The sequence below is a fragment of the Synechococcus sp. J7-Johnson genome (assembly GCF_024345795.1).
Taxonomy (GTDB): Bacteria; Cyanobacteriota; Cyanobacteriia; order PCC-6307; family Cyanobiaceae; genus Regnicoccus_A.
In genome coordinates, this window is sequence record NZ_JAGQBU010000007.1 from 1 (window position 1) to 13,507 (window position 13,507).

At 63.5% G+C, this 13,507-nt stretch carries 20 protein-coding genes; 12 read left to right on the forward strand and 8 right to left on the reverse strand.

The window, feature by feature from the left end; genetic code table 11:
- Both KBY93_RS05095 and KBY93_RS05100 read left to right on the forward strand, forming a co-directional pair.
- A partial coding sequence (locus KBY93_RS05095; RefSeq protein WP_255093168.1) for a cation-transporting P-type ATPase occupies window positions 1-2,111 on the forward strand: 2,111 nt, incomplete at its 5' end.
- A 4-nt stretch (window positions 2,112-2,115) separates the two neighbouring features.
- Complete coding sequence (locus KBY93_RS05100) at window positions 2,116-2,796, forward strand: DedA family protein (protein WP_399222651.1); 681 nt, start codon at window positions 2,116-2,118, stop codon at window positions 2,794-2,796.
- A gap of 490 nt (window positions 2,797-3,286) precedes the next feature.
- Here KBY93_RS05100 and KBY93_RS05105 read toward each other — a convergent pair whose 3' ends face one another.
- Complete coding sequence (locus KBY93_RS05105) at window positions 3,287-4,582, reverse strand: hemolysin family protein (protein ID WP_255093170.1); 1,296 nt, start codon at window positions 4,580-4,582, stop codon at window positions 3,287-3,289.
- Between the two features lie 107 nt (window positions 4,583-4,689).
- The gene (locus tag KBY93_RS05110; protein WP_399222597.1) at window positions 4,690-5,181 is read right to left on the reverse strand and encodes a 6-carboxytetrahydropterin synthase; all 492 of its coding nucleotides are present in this window, start codon (window positions 5,179-5,181) and stop codon (window positions 4,690-4,692) included.
- 48 nt (window positions 5,182-5,229) lie between these two features.
- Between KBY93_RS05110 and hisIE the strand changes: the two genes are divergently transcribed.
- Window positions 5,230-5,910: a bifunctional phosphoribosyl-AMP cyclohydrolase/phosphoribosyl-ATP diphosphatase HisIE gene (gene hisIE / locus KBY93_RS05115; protein WP_255093274.1), complete on the forward strand. Its 681-nt coding sequence runs from the start codon at window positions 5,230-5,232 to the stop codon at window positions 5,908-5,910.
- Between the two features lie 131 nt (window positions 5,911-6,041).
- Window positions 6,042-6,293: a hypothetical protein gene (locus KBY93_RS16255; protein ID WP_399222599.1), complete on the forward strand. Its 252-nt coding sequence runs from the start codon at window positions 6,042-6,044 to the stop codon at window positions 6,291-6,293.
- Here the strand turns inward: KBY93_RS16255 and KBY93_RS05125 are convergent.
- Both KBY93_RS05125 and KBY93_RS05130 read right to left on the reverse strand, forming a co-directional pair.
- Window positions 6,290-7,051: a matrixin family metalloprotease gene (locus KBY93_RS05125; protein WP_255093171.1), complete on the reverse strand. Its 762-nt coding sequence runs from the start codon at window positions 7,049-7,051 to the stop codon at window positions 6,290-6,292. The genes KBY93_RS16255 and KBY93_RS05125 overlap by 4 nt on opposite strands.
- A 9-nt stretch (window positions 7,052-7,060) precedes the next feature.
- Window positions 7,061-7,567, reverse strand: a complete 507-nt coding sequence (locus KBY93_RS05130) for a DUF2214 family protein (RefSeq protein WP_255093172.1) — start codon at window positions 7,565-7,567, stop codon at window positions 7,061-7,063.
- Window positions 7,568-7,778: 211 nt separating this feature from the next.
- Here KBY93_RS05130 and KBY93_RS05135 point away from each other — a divergent pair, with 211 nt between their 5' ends.
- The 5 genes from KBY93_RS05135 (at window position 7,779) to KBY93_RS05155 (ending at window position 10,403) form a co-directional block, all read left to right on the forward strand.
- Window positions 7,779-8,702: a sigma-70 family RNA polymerase sigma factor gene (locus KBY93_RS05135; RefSeq protein WP_255093173.1), complete on the forward strand. Its 924-nt coding sequence runs from the start codon at window positions 7,779-7,781 to the stop codon at window positions 8,700-8,702.
- A 95-nt stretch (window positions 8,703-8,797) separates the two neighbouring features.
- Window positions 8,798-9,220: a YkvA family protein gene (locus KBY93_RS05140; protein ID WP_255093174.1), complete on the forward strand. Its 423-nt coding sequence runs from the start codon at window positions 8,798-8,800 to the stop codon at window positions 9,218-9,220.
- Window positions 9,220-9,582 carry a hypothetical protein gene (locus KBY93_RS05145; RefSeq protein WP_255093175.1) on the forward strand — a complete coding sequence of 121 codons (363 nt, stop codon included), beginning with the start codon at window positions 9,220-9,222 and terminating at the stop codon, window positions 9,580-9,582. Before KBY93_RS05140 ends, KBY93_RS05145 begins: the two co-directional genes overlap by 1 nt.
- A 117-nt stretch (window positions 9,583-9,699) precedes the next feature.
- The gene (locus tag KBY93_RS05150; protein WP_255093176.1) at window positions 9,700-9,912 is read left to right on the forward strand and encodes a hypothetical protein; all 213 of its coding nucleotides are present in this window, start codon (window positions 9,700-9,702) and stop codon (window positions 9,910-9,912) included.
- Entirely contained in the window at window positions 9,912-10,403 is a 492-nt protein-coding gene (locus KBY93_RS05155) for a phosphate-starvation-inducible PsiE family protein (protein ID WP_255093177.1), read from the forward strand. The genes KBY93_RS05150 and KBY93_RS05155 overlap by 1 nt, the downstream gene beginning before the upstream one ends.
- Here the strand turns inward: KBY93_RS05155 and KBY93_RS05160 are convergent.
- Both KBY93_RS05160 and KBY93_RS05165 read right to left on the reverse strand, forming a co-directional pair.
- Window positions 10,294-10,878 (reverse strand): Nif11 domain/cupin domain-containing protein, encoded by a 585-nt coding sequence (locus tag KBY93_RS05160; RefSeq protein WP_255093178.1) that lies wholly within the window; start codon window positions 10,876-10,878, stop codon window positions 10,294-10,296. The two genes, KBY93_RS05155 and KBY93_RS05160, sit on opposite strands and share 110 nt — an antisense overlap.
- A gap of 10 nt (window positions 10,879-10,888) precedes the next feature.
- On the reverse strand, window positions 10,889-11,368 hold the full coding sequence (locus tag KBY93_RS05165; protein ID WP_255093179.1) for a GNAT family N-acetyltransferase: 480 nt from the start codon (window positions 11,366-11,368) through the stop codon (window positions 10,889-10,891).
- 165 nt (window positions 11,369-11,533) lie between these two features.
- On the opposite strand from KBY93_RS05165, the gene KBY93_RS05170 reads away from it, so the two are divergent.
- Both KBY93_RS05170 and KBY93_RS05175 read left to right on the forward strand, forming a co-directional pair.
- Complete coding sequence (locus tag KBY93_RS05170; RefSeq protein WP_255093180.1) at window positions 11,534-11,767, forward strand: DUF3136 domain-containing protein; 234 nt, start codon at window positions 11,534-11,536, stop codon at window positions 11,765-11,767.
- Between the two features lie 160 nt (window positions 11,768-11,927).
- Window positions 11,928-12,215, forward strand: coding sequence for a c-type cytochrome (locus KBY93_RS05175; protein WP_399222604.1), 288 nt, complete (start codon window positions 11,928-11,930; stop codon window positions 12,213-12,215).
- Here the strand turns inward: KBY93_RS05175 and KBY93_RS05180 are convergent.
- Together KBY93_RS05180 and KBY93_RS05185 are read right to left on the reverse strand one after the other, a co-directional pair.
- Complete coding sequence (locus KBY93_RS05180; protein WP_255093181.1) at window positions 12,212-12,481, reverse strand: YciI family protein; 270 nt, start codon at window positions 12,479-12,481, stop codon at window positions 12,212-12,214. The genes KBY93_RS05175 and KBY93_RS05180 overlap by 4 nt on opposite strands.
- Before the next feature lie 91 nt (window positions 12,482-12,572).
- On the reverse strand, window positions 12,573-13,001 hold the full coding sequence (locus KBY93_RS05185; protein WP_255093182.1) for a hypothetical protein: 429 nt from the start codon (window positions 12,999-13,001) through the stop codon (window positions 12,573-12,575).
- 251 nt (window positions 13,002-13,252) lie between these two features.
- On the opposite strand from KBY93_RS05185, the gene KBY93_RS05190 reads away from it, so the two are divergent.
- A complete protein-coding gene (locus KBY93_RS05190; protein WP_094554496.1) occupies window positions 13,253-13,438 on the forward strand; it encodes a hypothetical protein in 186 nt (61 codons plus the stop codon).
- Window positions 13,439-13,507 lie beyond the last annotated feature (69 nt).

A 13,507-nucleotide genomic window follows, 5' to 3' on the forward strand; every position in this document is an offset into this window, starting at 1 on the left:
TGACCGCCACCGGCATGGGCACGGAGCTGGGCCAGATCGCCGAGCTGATCAACACTGCCGGGGGCGAAACCACGCCTCTGCAGGAACGGCTCGATGGGCTGGCCAACGTGCTGGTGGTCTCGGCGCTTGTGCTGGTGGCGCTGGTGGTGTTTGGTGGCTGGCTGCTGGGTCAGCCGTTGCTGGGCCTGCTGGAGGTGGCGCTCAGCATGGCCGTGGCGATAGTGCCGGAGGGCCTGCCCGCGGTGATCACCGTGACCCTGGCGATCGGCACCCAGCGCATGGTGCAGCGCGCTGCACTGATTCGCCGTCTGCCGGCGGTGGAGGCCCTCGGCTCAGTCACGGTGATCTGCACCGACAAGACCGGCACTCTCACCCTCAATCGCCAGGTCGTTGAGGAGCTGCGCTGCGGCAGTCAATCGATCGCCGTCAGCGGCCAGGGCTACAACCCCCATGGCTCCTTCACTGCGGCCGAGCTCCCCGTCCCCGAGGGTGCCGCAGCAGGCATCACCCCTGGAGCTAGGGATCTGCTGCTTTCGGCTGGTGTGCTCTGCAGCGACGCCGAGCTCAAGAAGGCAGAGGACGGCAGCTGGGATGTGCTGGGCGATCCCACCGAAGGAGCGCTGGTGGTGGCCGCCGGCAAGGCCAAGCTGGATGGCTTCGCCCTGCGCAGCCGCTACGAGCGGACGGCGGAGATTCCCTTCAACTCAGAGCGCCAGCTGATGGCTGTTTGGGTGCAGGACAGAGAAGGCACGCTCCAGGCACCGCTCGGAGATGTGGCGGCCGGCTCCAGCATCCTGGCGATCAGCAAAGGTGCTCCGGAGGTGATCATCGGCAGCTGCGACCGCTGGATCTCAGGCTCGGGTGTCAGCGCTCTGTCTGATCCGCAGAAACAGTGGTGGGCAGACCAGGCGCGCGATCTGGCCGCTTCCGGCCTGCGGGTGCTTGCCTTCGCCTGCGCGCCACACCATCACAGCCCCGAGCTTGAGCTCGACCATCTTGTGCTGCTGGGGCTGATGGCCCAGCTCGATCCGGCCCGCCCGGAAGTGGCCCAGGCCGTGTCCCGCTGCCGGGAGGCCGGCATCCGGCCGGTGATGATCACCGGCGACCATCCCCTCACAGCCCGCGCCATCGGCCAGGGCATAGGCCTGGTGGATGGTGATGCCGAGGTGGTGCTGGGCCGGGAGCTCGAACAATTCAACGACATCCAGCTTCAGGAGGCCGTAAGCCGCTGCAGCGTCTATGCCCGTGTGCCGCCCGAGCAGAAGCTGCGCATCGTCAAGGCCCTGCAGGCCAATGGCCAGGTGGTGGCCATGACCGGTGACGGCGTCAACGACGCCCCGGCGCTCAAGCAGGCCCACATCGGCGTGGCGATGGGCATCACCGGCACGGAGGTGAGCAAGGAGGCCTCCGACATGGTTCTGCTCGATGACAACTTCGCCACGATCGTCAATGCAGTCGAGGAAGGAAGGCTGGTTTACGCAAACATCCGCCGCTTCGTGAAGTACATCCTCGGTAGCAACGTGGGTGAGCTGATCACGATCGCCTCGGCGCCTCTGCTGGGCCTGGTGGGCTCTCCCCTCTCCCCCCTCCAGATCCTCTGGATGAACCTGGTGACCGATGGGGTCCCCGCTCTGGCGCTGGCACTGGAGCCTGGGGAGGAGGGTCTGATGCAGCGGCCTCCGGCTGAACCGGGCGAGTCGATCTTTGCGCGCGGAATCGGTAGCTACATCCTGCGCATCGGTGTGGTCTTCGCTGCGATCACTATCGTGCTGATGGTCTACGCCTTCAGGTCTGGGGCCCCCTGGCAGACGATGGTGTTCACGACCCTCTGTCTGGCCCAGATGGGCCATGCCCTGGCCGCACGCAGTGATCTGCCACTGGTGCAGGTGAATCCGTTCTCCAACCCCTGGCTGATCGGAGCCGTTGTGCTCACCTCCGCCCTGCAGATGGCATTGCTCTACGTGCCTGTCCTTTCAAACTTCTTCGAGACGACGCCACTGAGCCTTCAGGATCTGGCCATCTGCGTGGGGTTCAGCTTCCTGTTCTTCCTCTACCTGGAGCTTGAGAAGGTCTGGCGGCTGTGGCGTCGCCGCGCCCATGCCGACGCCTGAGCTGATGGTCGGCTCCCTGGTCCCGGCGGAAAGGTTGCAGCAGTGGGCTGAAGCAATTCTCACGCTGATCGGTGACACGGTCGAGACCAACCCCCTGCAGGGCTATGTCCTGATCGGCCTGGCGCTGCTTCTCGAGAACGTGATCCCACCGATTCCGTCGGAGCTGGTGATGCCCCTGAGCGGCTTTCTGGTTCAGCAGGGCAAGCTCCAGTTCGCTCCCGTCGTGGCTGCCGCTTTGATCGGCACTGTCCTCGGGGCCTGGTTCTGGTACGGGATCGGTCGCCTGGTGAATGAGCAACGGCTGGAGCATCTGATTGGTCGCCATGGCCGTTTCATCGGCCTCAAGGCTGCTGATCTGGCTGTCAGCCGGCGCTGGTTTGCCCGCCATGGAGCGGCGGTGGTGTTCTGGGGCCGGCTGGTACCAGGCATCAGACCCTTCGTTTCGATACCGGCCGGTATTGAACTGATGCCACAGCGCCCGTTTCTGTTCTGGACCAGTGCCGGAAGCCTGGTCTGGATCCTGGCACTCGTCAATGCTGGCCTCCTGCTGGGGGATAACTACCGACAGATCCTGGTCTGGATTGCTCCCTTGACCAGCCTCATGATCCGCCTGCTGCTCGTGCTCATCGCTGTGGTTGCGATCTGGCTCGGGGTCCGTGCCCTTCAGCGAAGGACTAAATCCTGAAAGTTCCTCCAGGACAATCCTCTCCTGGTGAGCTCCGAATCATTCCGCCCCTGGCTGTGCCTTCGACGGACGACCATCATGGTCGCTGAATGTATTGCTTGGGGCGAGGAGGGCTGTAAGCCCAGCAATCACTATCAGAACGAGAAGCAAGGTGATTGCGATCAGCATTTTGCCAACTCCCGTGTTTTGCGGGACGTCATCCACAGGCTGACCACAATCCACACAGATCATCTGGCCCTTTCCTGAGCTGGCTCTGGTGATCATGCGGCAGCCGCAACGTTGACAGGGCACGACAGGTGGATGCACTAACACCCTCAGATTATTGCAACCTAGCCGTGGTATCTGCTGCTTCAACCGCGACCAATAAACGCGGCCAATAAACGCGGCCAATAAAATGGAAGTCTGATGGCCTGTATGCAGCTATCGACGACTTATTGCTGGCTAGACGGGTAGTTGCAGGTTTCGTTGTGATGCAACATGCCTAGCTTGATCACTTCAGGGCAGGAGGGATTACAAGAATCTTGTCGACGCGCTTGCCATCCATATCCATCACCTCGAAGCGATATCCATGCCAATTGAAATGGTCAGATGCCTTGGGGATGCACTCCAATGCATGAATCACGAATCCAGCCATGGTGTGGTACTGCCGCTGTTCTTCTAAGCCGAGTAGTTTGCTGCCGATCCGATCATCGAAGTCATTGATGTCTAGGCTGCCGTCCACCAGCCAACTGCCATCATCGCGGATCACGAATGTAGGCTCCTCCTCGTCTTCCAGCGCTGGCAGGTCACCGACGATGCCCTCCATCAGATCGTTGAGCGTCACGAGACCCTCCACCCCACCGAACTCGTCGGTGACCAGGGCGATGTGGATGCCGGTGCGTTTGAACTGCTCCAACACCGTGAGGGAGCGGACCGATTCCGCCACATAGAGCGGCGGCTGGCAAAGCGCTTCCAGATCAAGGGGGTCGCTGCCCAGTTGGGCTGTGAGCAGGCTGCGAACTCGCACGATACCAATGCAGTCGTCAAGGCTGCCTCGCCCTACCGGGAAACGGGAGTGGTTCGACTCCTTAACTTCCGTGAGATTCTCCTCCAGGGATGACTCCAGATTCAGCCAACTGATCTCAGTGCGTGGCGTCATCATTGTCTTGATCGTGCGATCTCCCAGCCGCAGCACCCGCTGCACCATGTCGTGCTCACTTTCCTCGAAGACACCGGAATCAGCTCCCTGACGGATCAGGGCCTTGATTTCCTCCTCGGTGATGTCCGGTTCAGCGGAGGGGTCCACGTTCAGGAGCCTCAGCAGAGCATCGGTGGAGATGCCGAGCAGGTGAACAGCCGGGGCACTTATTCGTGAGAGCGAGCGCATGGCGGGGGCGATGCGGCAGGCGATCCGCTCCGGATTGGCCAGGGCAATGCGCTTGGGCACCAACTCGCCGATCACCAGGGAGAGGTAGGTGATCAGGGCCACCACCAAAGTGACACTCAATCCTTCGCTGTAGGGCTGCAGCGCCTTGATGCCATCAAAGACGGGTCTGAGATGCTGCGCCACCGTGGCCCCGGCAACGGCACCGCTGAGGATGCCGATCAGGGTGATGCCGATCTGCACCGTCGAGAGAAAGTCGTTAGGCGATTCCGCCAGGCGAAGGGCCGCTTGAGCAGATCGATTCCCTTTCTCGGCCAACTGCTGAAGCCGCAGCTTCCGGGCAGAAACAACGGCGATTTCAGAGCCTGAGAAGATCCCGTTGGCGATGATCAACAACAGGATGAAAAAGATCTCGAACGCCAAGCAGGGATGAAGACCCAGTCAGGGTATCCAATCTACTGCTCTGATCAGGTTGTCTACTCGTTGTTGTGGTGGCAGCCCAGTTGGCCCATCTGGCCACTCCACACCCATCACGGCCGCTCCAGTTCGAACCACTCGGGGGATGCCTCATAGCAGGCAGCGTTGCGTTCGTTCTCGCGCGCCTCCACTTTCCAGCAGCAGCTGCGGCCGTCGCCCTGGTCGTGGAGGAGCTCGTTGGCCCAGCCCCAGACCAGCTCGGCGCTGCTCTCCATCCCCACGTTGGCCATCACGCGCAGGTCGAGGGCTCCTTGATCATGCAGCGAGCGCCACTGCTCCAGCAGCGGGTCATCGGCATTCACCAGGAAGGTGTGGTCGAACTGGCCGGCCAGCCGGGCCTCCAGCTCCTTGAGACCCGAGAAATCCACCACGAAGCCGTTGGCATCGAGCTGGCGGGCGCGGAACCAGCAGGTGAAGCTGCGGCTGTAGCCGTGCACGAAGCGGCAGTGCCCCCGGTGCCGCCATTGGCGGTGGCAGCAGGGGTATCCGCTGAATTGTTTCGAGCAGGTGAACAGGGCCATCGCCGGGATGGGAGAGGATCGCATCAGCCGGACTCCTCTTCCTTGGAGGCATCATTTCAGCCCCCCAGACCGATCGCTGCCGATTCCGCCCCCTGGCTGGATCAGCTGCGCTTCGATGGGGCCGGTCTGATCCCCGCTATCGCCCAGGACTGGCTCGATGGAGCGGTGCTGATGCTGGCCTGGATGAACCGGGAGTCGATCCAGCAGACCCTGAACACGGGGGAGGTGCACTATTGGAGCCGCTCCCGGGCCGAGTTGTGGCACAAGGGCGCCACCAGCGGCCATCTGCAGCGCCTGAAGGGGCTCCGCTACGACTGCGACAGCGATGTGCTACTGCTGACGGTGGAGCAGGTGGGTGATGTGGCCTGCCACACAGGTACGCGCAGTTGCTTCTTCACCGCAGCTTCCGGCCAGGGGAGCACCGATACAGGTCGTGCTGATCCACCGGCCGACGCCTGCAGCGAACTGGCGCGGCAGATCCAGGACCGCCGCGATCAGCCGGTGGAGGGGAGCTACACCAATCGCCTGCTGGAAGGGGGTGACAACCAGATCCTCAAGAAGATCGGTGAGGAGAGCGTCGAATTCGTGATGGCCTGCAAGGACGACGAGGCCGATGGCATCGCCGGGGAAGCGGCCGATCTGATCTTTCATCTCCAGGTGGCCCTGGCCCACCACGGGGTCGACTGGCGCAGGGTGCTGGAGGTGCTTGCCGCCCGACGCGGCGCTCCGCGCCGGAGCCAAGGGCACGAATAGGGTCACAGAATTCGAGTCAGTACACCTTGCCTGCTTCGCCCGAGGACCCCTCCGTCAACTGTGGAGGCCGCCCACCGCTAATCGCCACCGGTGTAGCCCCCCTGGGGATCATCTCGATCGGAATCGTTCCCATGGGCGTGGTGGCCATCGGCGTGGTGCCGATGGGGGTGATCAGCGTCGGAGCCGTCTCGATGGGTCTCGTGTCGGCCGCGGTGGTGAACATGGGGGTGCTCACCGCAGGAGTGACCACCATGGGTGTGTGGTGGGCCGGCCTCGCGGGCCATGGACTGGTGCAGCTGAACAAACCGGCTACGCCGCCGATCTCCTTGCCGGTGGACCCTGCCAGGGATCCTGACCACCAACACCACCAGCACACGCCCTAAGGCGGTTTCCCGAAGCGGCTGGGCTGCTGGTACAGCCAGCGCACTGTGGCGCGGTCGCGCGCAGTGAGGCTGAGCACTGGCCTGGCACCGGGAACTGCCGCCATGGCATCGGCAGGCTCATCGCTGTGGCCCCAGAGCCCGATGGCGTGGCCGAACTCATGCAGGGCAGTGGCTTGCAGAGCTTCAAGACGCTGATCGGGGCTCAGCAGCACGAGCACGCGGGGTTCAAGCCGCCAGACAGCCTGGCGCTGAACCTCCAGCACCTCGAGCAGGGCCCGGCCATGGCTGGCCCGGCGGCGGCCCTGGGCATCCAGGAGCGGCGGACGTCGGCGCTGGACCAGGATGTGGGCCTGGTCGGGATGGCTCACCATCACCAGGGAGAGTTCGGAGCCCCAGCTGGCCAGGGCGCCAGTGACGGCCTGCTGCCAGCGTTCCTCGAAACGGGAGCCGGGGCTGGACTCCCCCAGAGGCTCAACCCACACGCACCAGTGATCAAGCCGAGGCCAGCCCCAGGGTGTGGTCTCCAGCAGGTGGCTGTAGTCGAGGCCGCTGGGAGCTGGAGCTGAGGCCGCTGCAAGCGCCGCTGGGGAAGACAGTCTGACGGGAGGACGGCTGGCGCTGGCCACCGGGCAGATCTGCTGACTCTCGGGTTCCGCAGCGGCAGGGGCTGCTCCAGCAAACGGAACAGCCAGGAAGATCCAGATCAGGCTCAGAACAAGCCTTTGTGGATTACGCCTGAGGGAAAAGATGGCTTGCACGCAGCAGCCTCAGCCCGGCAAGCCGACGCCGCGGGCCATCAGGGTCGCAAGCAGAGGAATGGTGGCGAAGCCCACGAGCTCAATGTTGAGAATCCAGCCCAGACGGCTGGCCAGACCCTGGCTGACCTTCGGCAGCTCCCCCTTGCGCAGAGGCAGGGCCCAGAGGATGTAAGTGACCGTGGGGTAGAGCGAAAGGGCCCCCACCGAGAGGTATACCCCAACCTTCCACCAGAACAGGGGATTCTGGGTGTAGAAGCTGCTGCCCTGGCCGTAATGCAGCACCCGCAGGATGCCGCTCAGCAGCACCAGCAGGGCAGCGATCCCGTAAACGATGTCGGTGATAACCATCGTGATGGCCACCGAACGATCCGGATCCGGTCGGATCAGGCGGCGCTCCAGGACCAGGGCCCCGAAGCAGACCATGAAACTGAGGTAATGGACATAGGCCACGGCCGCACTGGGCAGCACACCGGTGGGAAGCACCAGAGCGGCGGGCAGATGAACCAGTGCTGACATGGCCAGGGCTGTGCTCGGTTGACGCCATGACGGTAGCGAGACAGGGGAAGCATTGAGCCACCAGCCGAGCTGATGATTTCAACGGAATGTCCCGGAGCCAGAATCTGAATGAATTCCGAATACCGAAGCAAGTTGGAAGTCGGAAGCCTTTGTGATGATTTTGAGCGAATTGAGTTTTTGCTCTAAATTAAATAAGGTTACGAGGAAGGTCATGGCCAGTTCGTTGAGCGCCTTCCTCGGAGAGATCGGACGCCATCAACTGCTTACCCCATCCCAGGAGCTCACGCTCGGGCGAAAGGTACAGGCGATGATCGCACTCAACGAGCGGTGTGCTGAAGCCGGCGGCAGCGGCAAAGCCTGTGATTACAGCGATGTGGAGCGTCGCACGATCCGTACGGGTGAGCGGGCCAAGGATCTGATGATCACAGCGAATCTGCGCTTAGTGGTTAACCTGGCCAAGCGTTATCAGGGCAAGGGCCTGGATCTGCTCGACCTTATCCAGGAAGGAAGCTTGGGGCTGGTGCGAGCCGTCGAAAAGTACGACCCCACCCGGGGACATCGCTTCAGCACCTACGCCTACTGGTGGATCCGCCAGGGTCTGAACCGTGCGCTGTCCACCCAGAGCCGCACGATCCGCATTCCGGTGAATGTCAACGAAAAGCTCACCAAATTGCGCGCCGCTAAGGCACGGCTGCTGCAGGCCAATGGCCTTTCTGCCTCGCCAAGAGAGCTGGCCACCAGCATGAATCTTCCGCTCACGGAGGTGGAAGACCTGCTGGGCTGCGAATTGCGCAGTGTCACGGTCAGCTTGCAGGGAGTGGTCAAATCAAAGTCGGATCCCACCGAGCTGGTGGATGTGCTGGCCAGCGATGAAATGCCACCTATGGAGCGGGCCGAGCTGGCCGAGCGCAGCGCGTCGGTGTGGCGATTGCTCGACGGCTCAAATCTCACCCCACGCGAACGCACAGTGGTGATCCTGCGCTTCGGACTTGATGGCAGCCATGAATGGCGCACTCTGGCCGAGGTGGCCCGCCAGTTGGGCTGCAGCCGGGAGTATTGCCGCCAGGTGGTGCAGCGTGCCTTGCGCAAACTGCGTAAGGCAGGCGTCCAGAGCGGCCTCGTGGAAGCGGGCTAGGGCTGGATCACCGTCCTAAATCGGCCTGAAACCGTCCTTGTCTGGTCAGACTCAACTGATGATGATGACTCTGTCAATTGCTCCCAGAGCGAGCCATGGCTCCAATCGACGCCAGCCCCTCATATGCCTCCGATGGATCCTCTTTCCAGGGGGACTCAGAAGGGGCTGACCAGACCACCGTTGAAGCGGAAGTGCTGGAGAGCACAGTCGTCGATGAAGGGCTTCTGCAGCGGCTGTTGCGCAGAGCGGGCCGTGCCATCGCCTTACCCGCTCTGGAATGTCTGGAACTGCTGCTGGATGGCAGCACCCCGAACCAGGTGCGGCTGACGATGCTCGCCGCCCTCACCTATCTGCTGCTGCCCTTCGATCTCATCCCCGATTTCATCCCCGCTGCCGGCTTCAGCGATGATCTGGTGGCGCTCACGGCACTCCTGGGCCTGACAGGGCGCCATCTGACCCCAGACATCCGCACCAGGGCCCGGCGCAAGCTGGACCGCTGGTTTCCCCCCGGCCGTTGATGCCAGACCACAGCAGCTCACCAGTCAGCACGGCATCGGCCAGTGATGCATCCCTGAGCAGCGACCAGTTGGAAAATCTCCAGGCCTTCCTCAAAGACTGGCTTCGCCATCAGGGACGCACCCAGGCCGATCTCCGCCTGGCTCTGCGGGCTGAGTCGATCCGGATGCCGGTTCTGCTGGATACACTCCAGCAGCTCCATGCTCAAGGCGGACTCAGCGCCCTGGCGGACCGCCTCTGTGGCATTGAGGAGCTCTGGCAGCGGGAGGAGGGAGAACCTGGGCATGGGATCGAGTTCGGTGATGACCCACTCGGTCAGTTGGATCTTCTGCTTGAGGAGATCCGACAGGACAGGCGGATCTAGCTCCTGGAAGGCAGAGTGTCAGTAGCCACACTGCTCTCCATGGCACCCATCCCAACCAAGACTCTGGCGAGCCCAGGGCCAATGCCACCCTTTGCTGCCCCACTGGCTACGGCGGCCGTGGCCCTGATCTTGCTCGCCCCCTCGGATCTGCGGGCCCAGAGCCTGCGCTACAACCTCGGCCCAGGCAGCAACGTGGGTGAGCCGACCCAGGTGGAGTCCACCGATTGCGTCACCGATCCCAAGGATGGATCGGTGACTTGTAAAACCAAGCTCAAGAACCCTCCAGGGGACAGCCCAGCCCGACCCCAGTTCGAGCCCTTCAACAATTGATGGCCAGATTCTCCGGCCTGTTCGATGACAAGACGTTCCTTGCGCTTGTCGATCGTTTTGAGCGTCAACTGGCCAAGGCGCTCTCAGTTCTGCTCTGCGTGGTGCTGATCGCCGCCACCACCCAGCTGATCATTCAGGTGTGGCAGGAGTTTTTCAACCCCGACACCGGCTGGCTGGGTAACGATCTGATCCGGATCCTCGGTGATGTGCTCACCGTGCTGATCGCCCTTGAGGTGCTGCAGAACGTCACGGCCTACCTGCGCCACCATGTGGTCCAGATCGAGCTGGTGCTGCTCACCGCCCTCACCGCCGTGGCGCGGAAGGTGATCGTGCTTCCCCCCGGCGCGGAGGACAAACCCCTTCTGCTGCTGGGCTTGGGGATCACGGTGGTGAGTCTGTCAGCGGGCTACTGGCTGGTGCGCTCCTCCACCCTGATGGAGGAGGCGTCCAGAAGCAGGCGAGCCAGAGTGTTCCGGGATCCGGATCAGTAGCCACCACCCGGTGACGGCGCCCGGGCGTGATCAGGAGGCTGTCACCGACGGCCAGATCCCTCGCTTCGTCCTCATCCTCGAAGCGAAGCCTGGCGCTGCCGCGAAGCAGAAGCACCCATTCGGCCTCCGGCTGGTCGTACCACTGGCCTGGTGCTGTGCAGTGGGCACATGAGTGAATCCGCTCCAGGCGCAGGCAGGGGCTTTCCAGCAGCAGATCCAGCCTCTCCTGCCCCGCCGGCGGGCAGGGGCTTTGGAGCAGGTTGTCCGCTCCAGCGCGGCCCCCCTGAGCGGGGTCCGGTTCTCCCCAGCGCTTACCGATCTCATAGCCCTGCTCCCGGGCCAGGGCCACCACCTCGTGATGGTTGGAGCAGGCCGCGAGGGCGTCCCGCAGCTTGGGCCGGGCTTCGCTCAGGGCCACGAAGGCGTTGAGCTGGCGCACTTTCTCGAGAAAGGCCTGCAGCTGCTCCTCGGCCATGACGGAATGCTCAGTTTTGGAGCAGATCCTTGACCATACGGAAGCGACGAAAGGGCACCGAGGCGATCGTGAGTTCCTCGATCCAGGCGACGCTCCAGCCCTCCCGCTCGAACAGGGGGCGCGAGAGGAAGCTGGCTTCGGTGCGCAGCCGCTGGCTGCCGTAGCCACGGGCCAGGGCCTCCAGGGCACGCAGCAAGCTGGTGGCATGCCCCTGGCGGCTGGCCCGTCCGCGGCAGTAGAGCAAGGAAATGCGATCTAGGGGCTCCAGCACCGCGAATGCCTCGATCACCTCACCTGCGCCGGAGCAGCTGGCCAGGCCCACACCCTTCGCCAGGATCTCCTCGAACGGTGAGCTCTCCTGCACCACATCCGCCCAGGCCCTGACCTGCTCCGGGGTGTAGAGCTGTGGGGCCTGGCTGAGCACCGCGTCACGGTATACCTCACGCACCTCTTCGAGGTCTTGGTGAACGAGGGGTCGCAGGCTGTGCATCGGCTTGCCCCTGGCTGGTTGCTGGGACGGTATCGGGGCGGCCCAACCATTGAGACAACTTTGTTGCGGCCCCTTGGGTGTGGCCCAGAGCCGTACAACTGCTGCATAGCGTGGATCCAGGTTCAGCGTTTGGCCGTGCCGCCACGGCGAGCGCCGGAGATCCCCATGGCCGACTCACGTCCACTCAGCATCGGTGAACTGGAGGCGGGCTTTTCGGCCTACTGCCAGGCCCTGAGACGGCTTGTGGCCGACGGACACAGCATCGAGCGCATCGAGCGCACTCACTGCTGGCACAACCTCAGCGCCCTGCACAGCTCACTGCCCCAGCGCTACCGCTCACCAGAGGATCTCTATCGCCGCTACCTGCGGGCCCGTGCGGCTGAAAGCACGCCAGAGTGACCGTCTTGGCAAGGAGCGAGAGCGGGTGTCTTTGATCCAACCCTCATCGCCCAGCCATCCAACCTGGCGCCGGTGGCTGGGGATTCTGGCGTTGCTCGGTTTGCTACTGCTGGTCTGGTGGCCCCGACCGGTGTGGGGTGACTCCCTGGCTACTCCTGGCATGGCCTCAGGCGAAAGCCTGTTCGCGAACCATTGCGCAGGGTGCCACATCAACGGTGGTAACATCCTGCGCCGCGGCAAGACCCTCAAACTCAAGGCCCTGGAGCGCAACGGCATCACAGGCCCGGAAGCCATCGCCGCCATCGCCTCTGCTGGCCTGGGTCAGATGTCGGGGTATGGGGAGGTGCTGGGGCCAGGGGGGTCCGAGGCGGTCGCTGACTGGGTGTGGCAACAGGCTCAGCGGAACTGGAGCTCAGCGACCGCGCCCGAAGTCCTTGGAGACTCCTAAAACGCCTGAATCCAGGGGTAGACCTCCACGCTGGTCCAGATCCCCTGGCGCCAGTAGACATCCCCCTTCACCAGGGCTTCCACCTGCTGCTGGCTTTCGGCTTCATAGATGCCGAACACTCGGGTGGTGCACGCAGTGGGCCCGAGGGTGATCAGCACCCCCTCCTGCTTCTGCAGCCGCAGTCCGGCCAGGTGTTCCTCCCGATAGGGTCCTCTCCTCTCGAGCACATCGGCGCTGTAGGTGCCCCAGAGGACGAATCTGGCCATCGGTTGCTCCTATAGGTGCTTCTGGTGTGAGGGTCAGGAATGCCCTGGAGAGCTGATCCAGAGGTCACAGTGTGGATCAGCTCTGGGCCCCTCAGCTCTTCACGCCCCTTCCCAGGAGCAGGTCGCGGGCGCCGTTGACCAGCTGCATGGTGTCGTGCTGGCCGCCGCGGTCGGGGTGATGCTCAGCAGCGGCAAGTTTCCAGGCGCGGGTCACATCGCCGGCGGTGATCCGGCCGCAGCGAGGGAGGTGCAGGCGCTGGCGAGCGACGATGGCATCGAGGTCGGGATGCTTGCCCAAGGGGCCCCAATCGGCCTTGCTCAGGCAAGGGTTGCGTTTCTTGCCACCCTTGCCCTGGCCTTTGGCCTTGCCGGTGCTGGCTCCCGGCGCCCTGGTTGGTCCGAACCCCTGGCGAGCGCGGCTGCTCGAGCGGTTGGCCTCGGCCTCGAATGGGCTCGGCTCCTGCTCAGTGGGTCGGGTGCGCGCCAGGGGTGAGACAGGCTCGCGCAGGGTCTTGGGCATCACCGTCACCAATCGTGGCTCCAGCCTGCTCCATCACCAACCGCTGGCCGAGTGGCGCTGGCTGACAAAGGGTTACGTGTTCATCTACATACAGAGATGACCAAAAGATGACTGGCTGTCAAGCTAACGAAATACACCGTTACGTTGGCTCAGGTTCCGGCTCTACCCATGGCCGCCGTCACACTTCCGGTTGACAGCCTGCAGCCTCGAGGCGCTGGGGCCCAGACAGTCCAGAGAATGCTCCGCTTCCCATGACCCTTCACCAAGGCCAGATGGTCAGGCTCACCAACAGCCCCGATCACACCTATCAGGTGCTCAACATCGACGCCGACGCCAGCACCTGCTGGGTGCGCCGCTGGCCCCTCCTGCGCCATGGATCACGCCCATTTGCCCTTCCCCTCGATCAGCTCCAGCAGCTCGACACCGCCAGCAGCTGAACAATCTTGCCGTGCCTGAGGTCCATTCCTCCGTGCCTGAGGTCCATTCCTCCGTGCCTGAGCTCCATT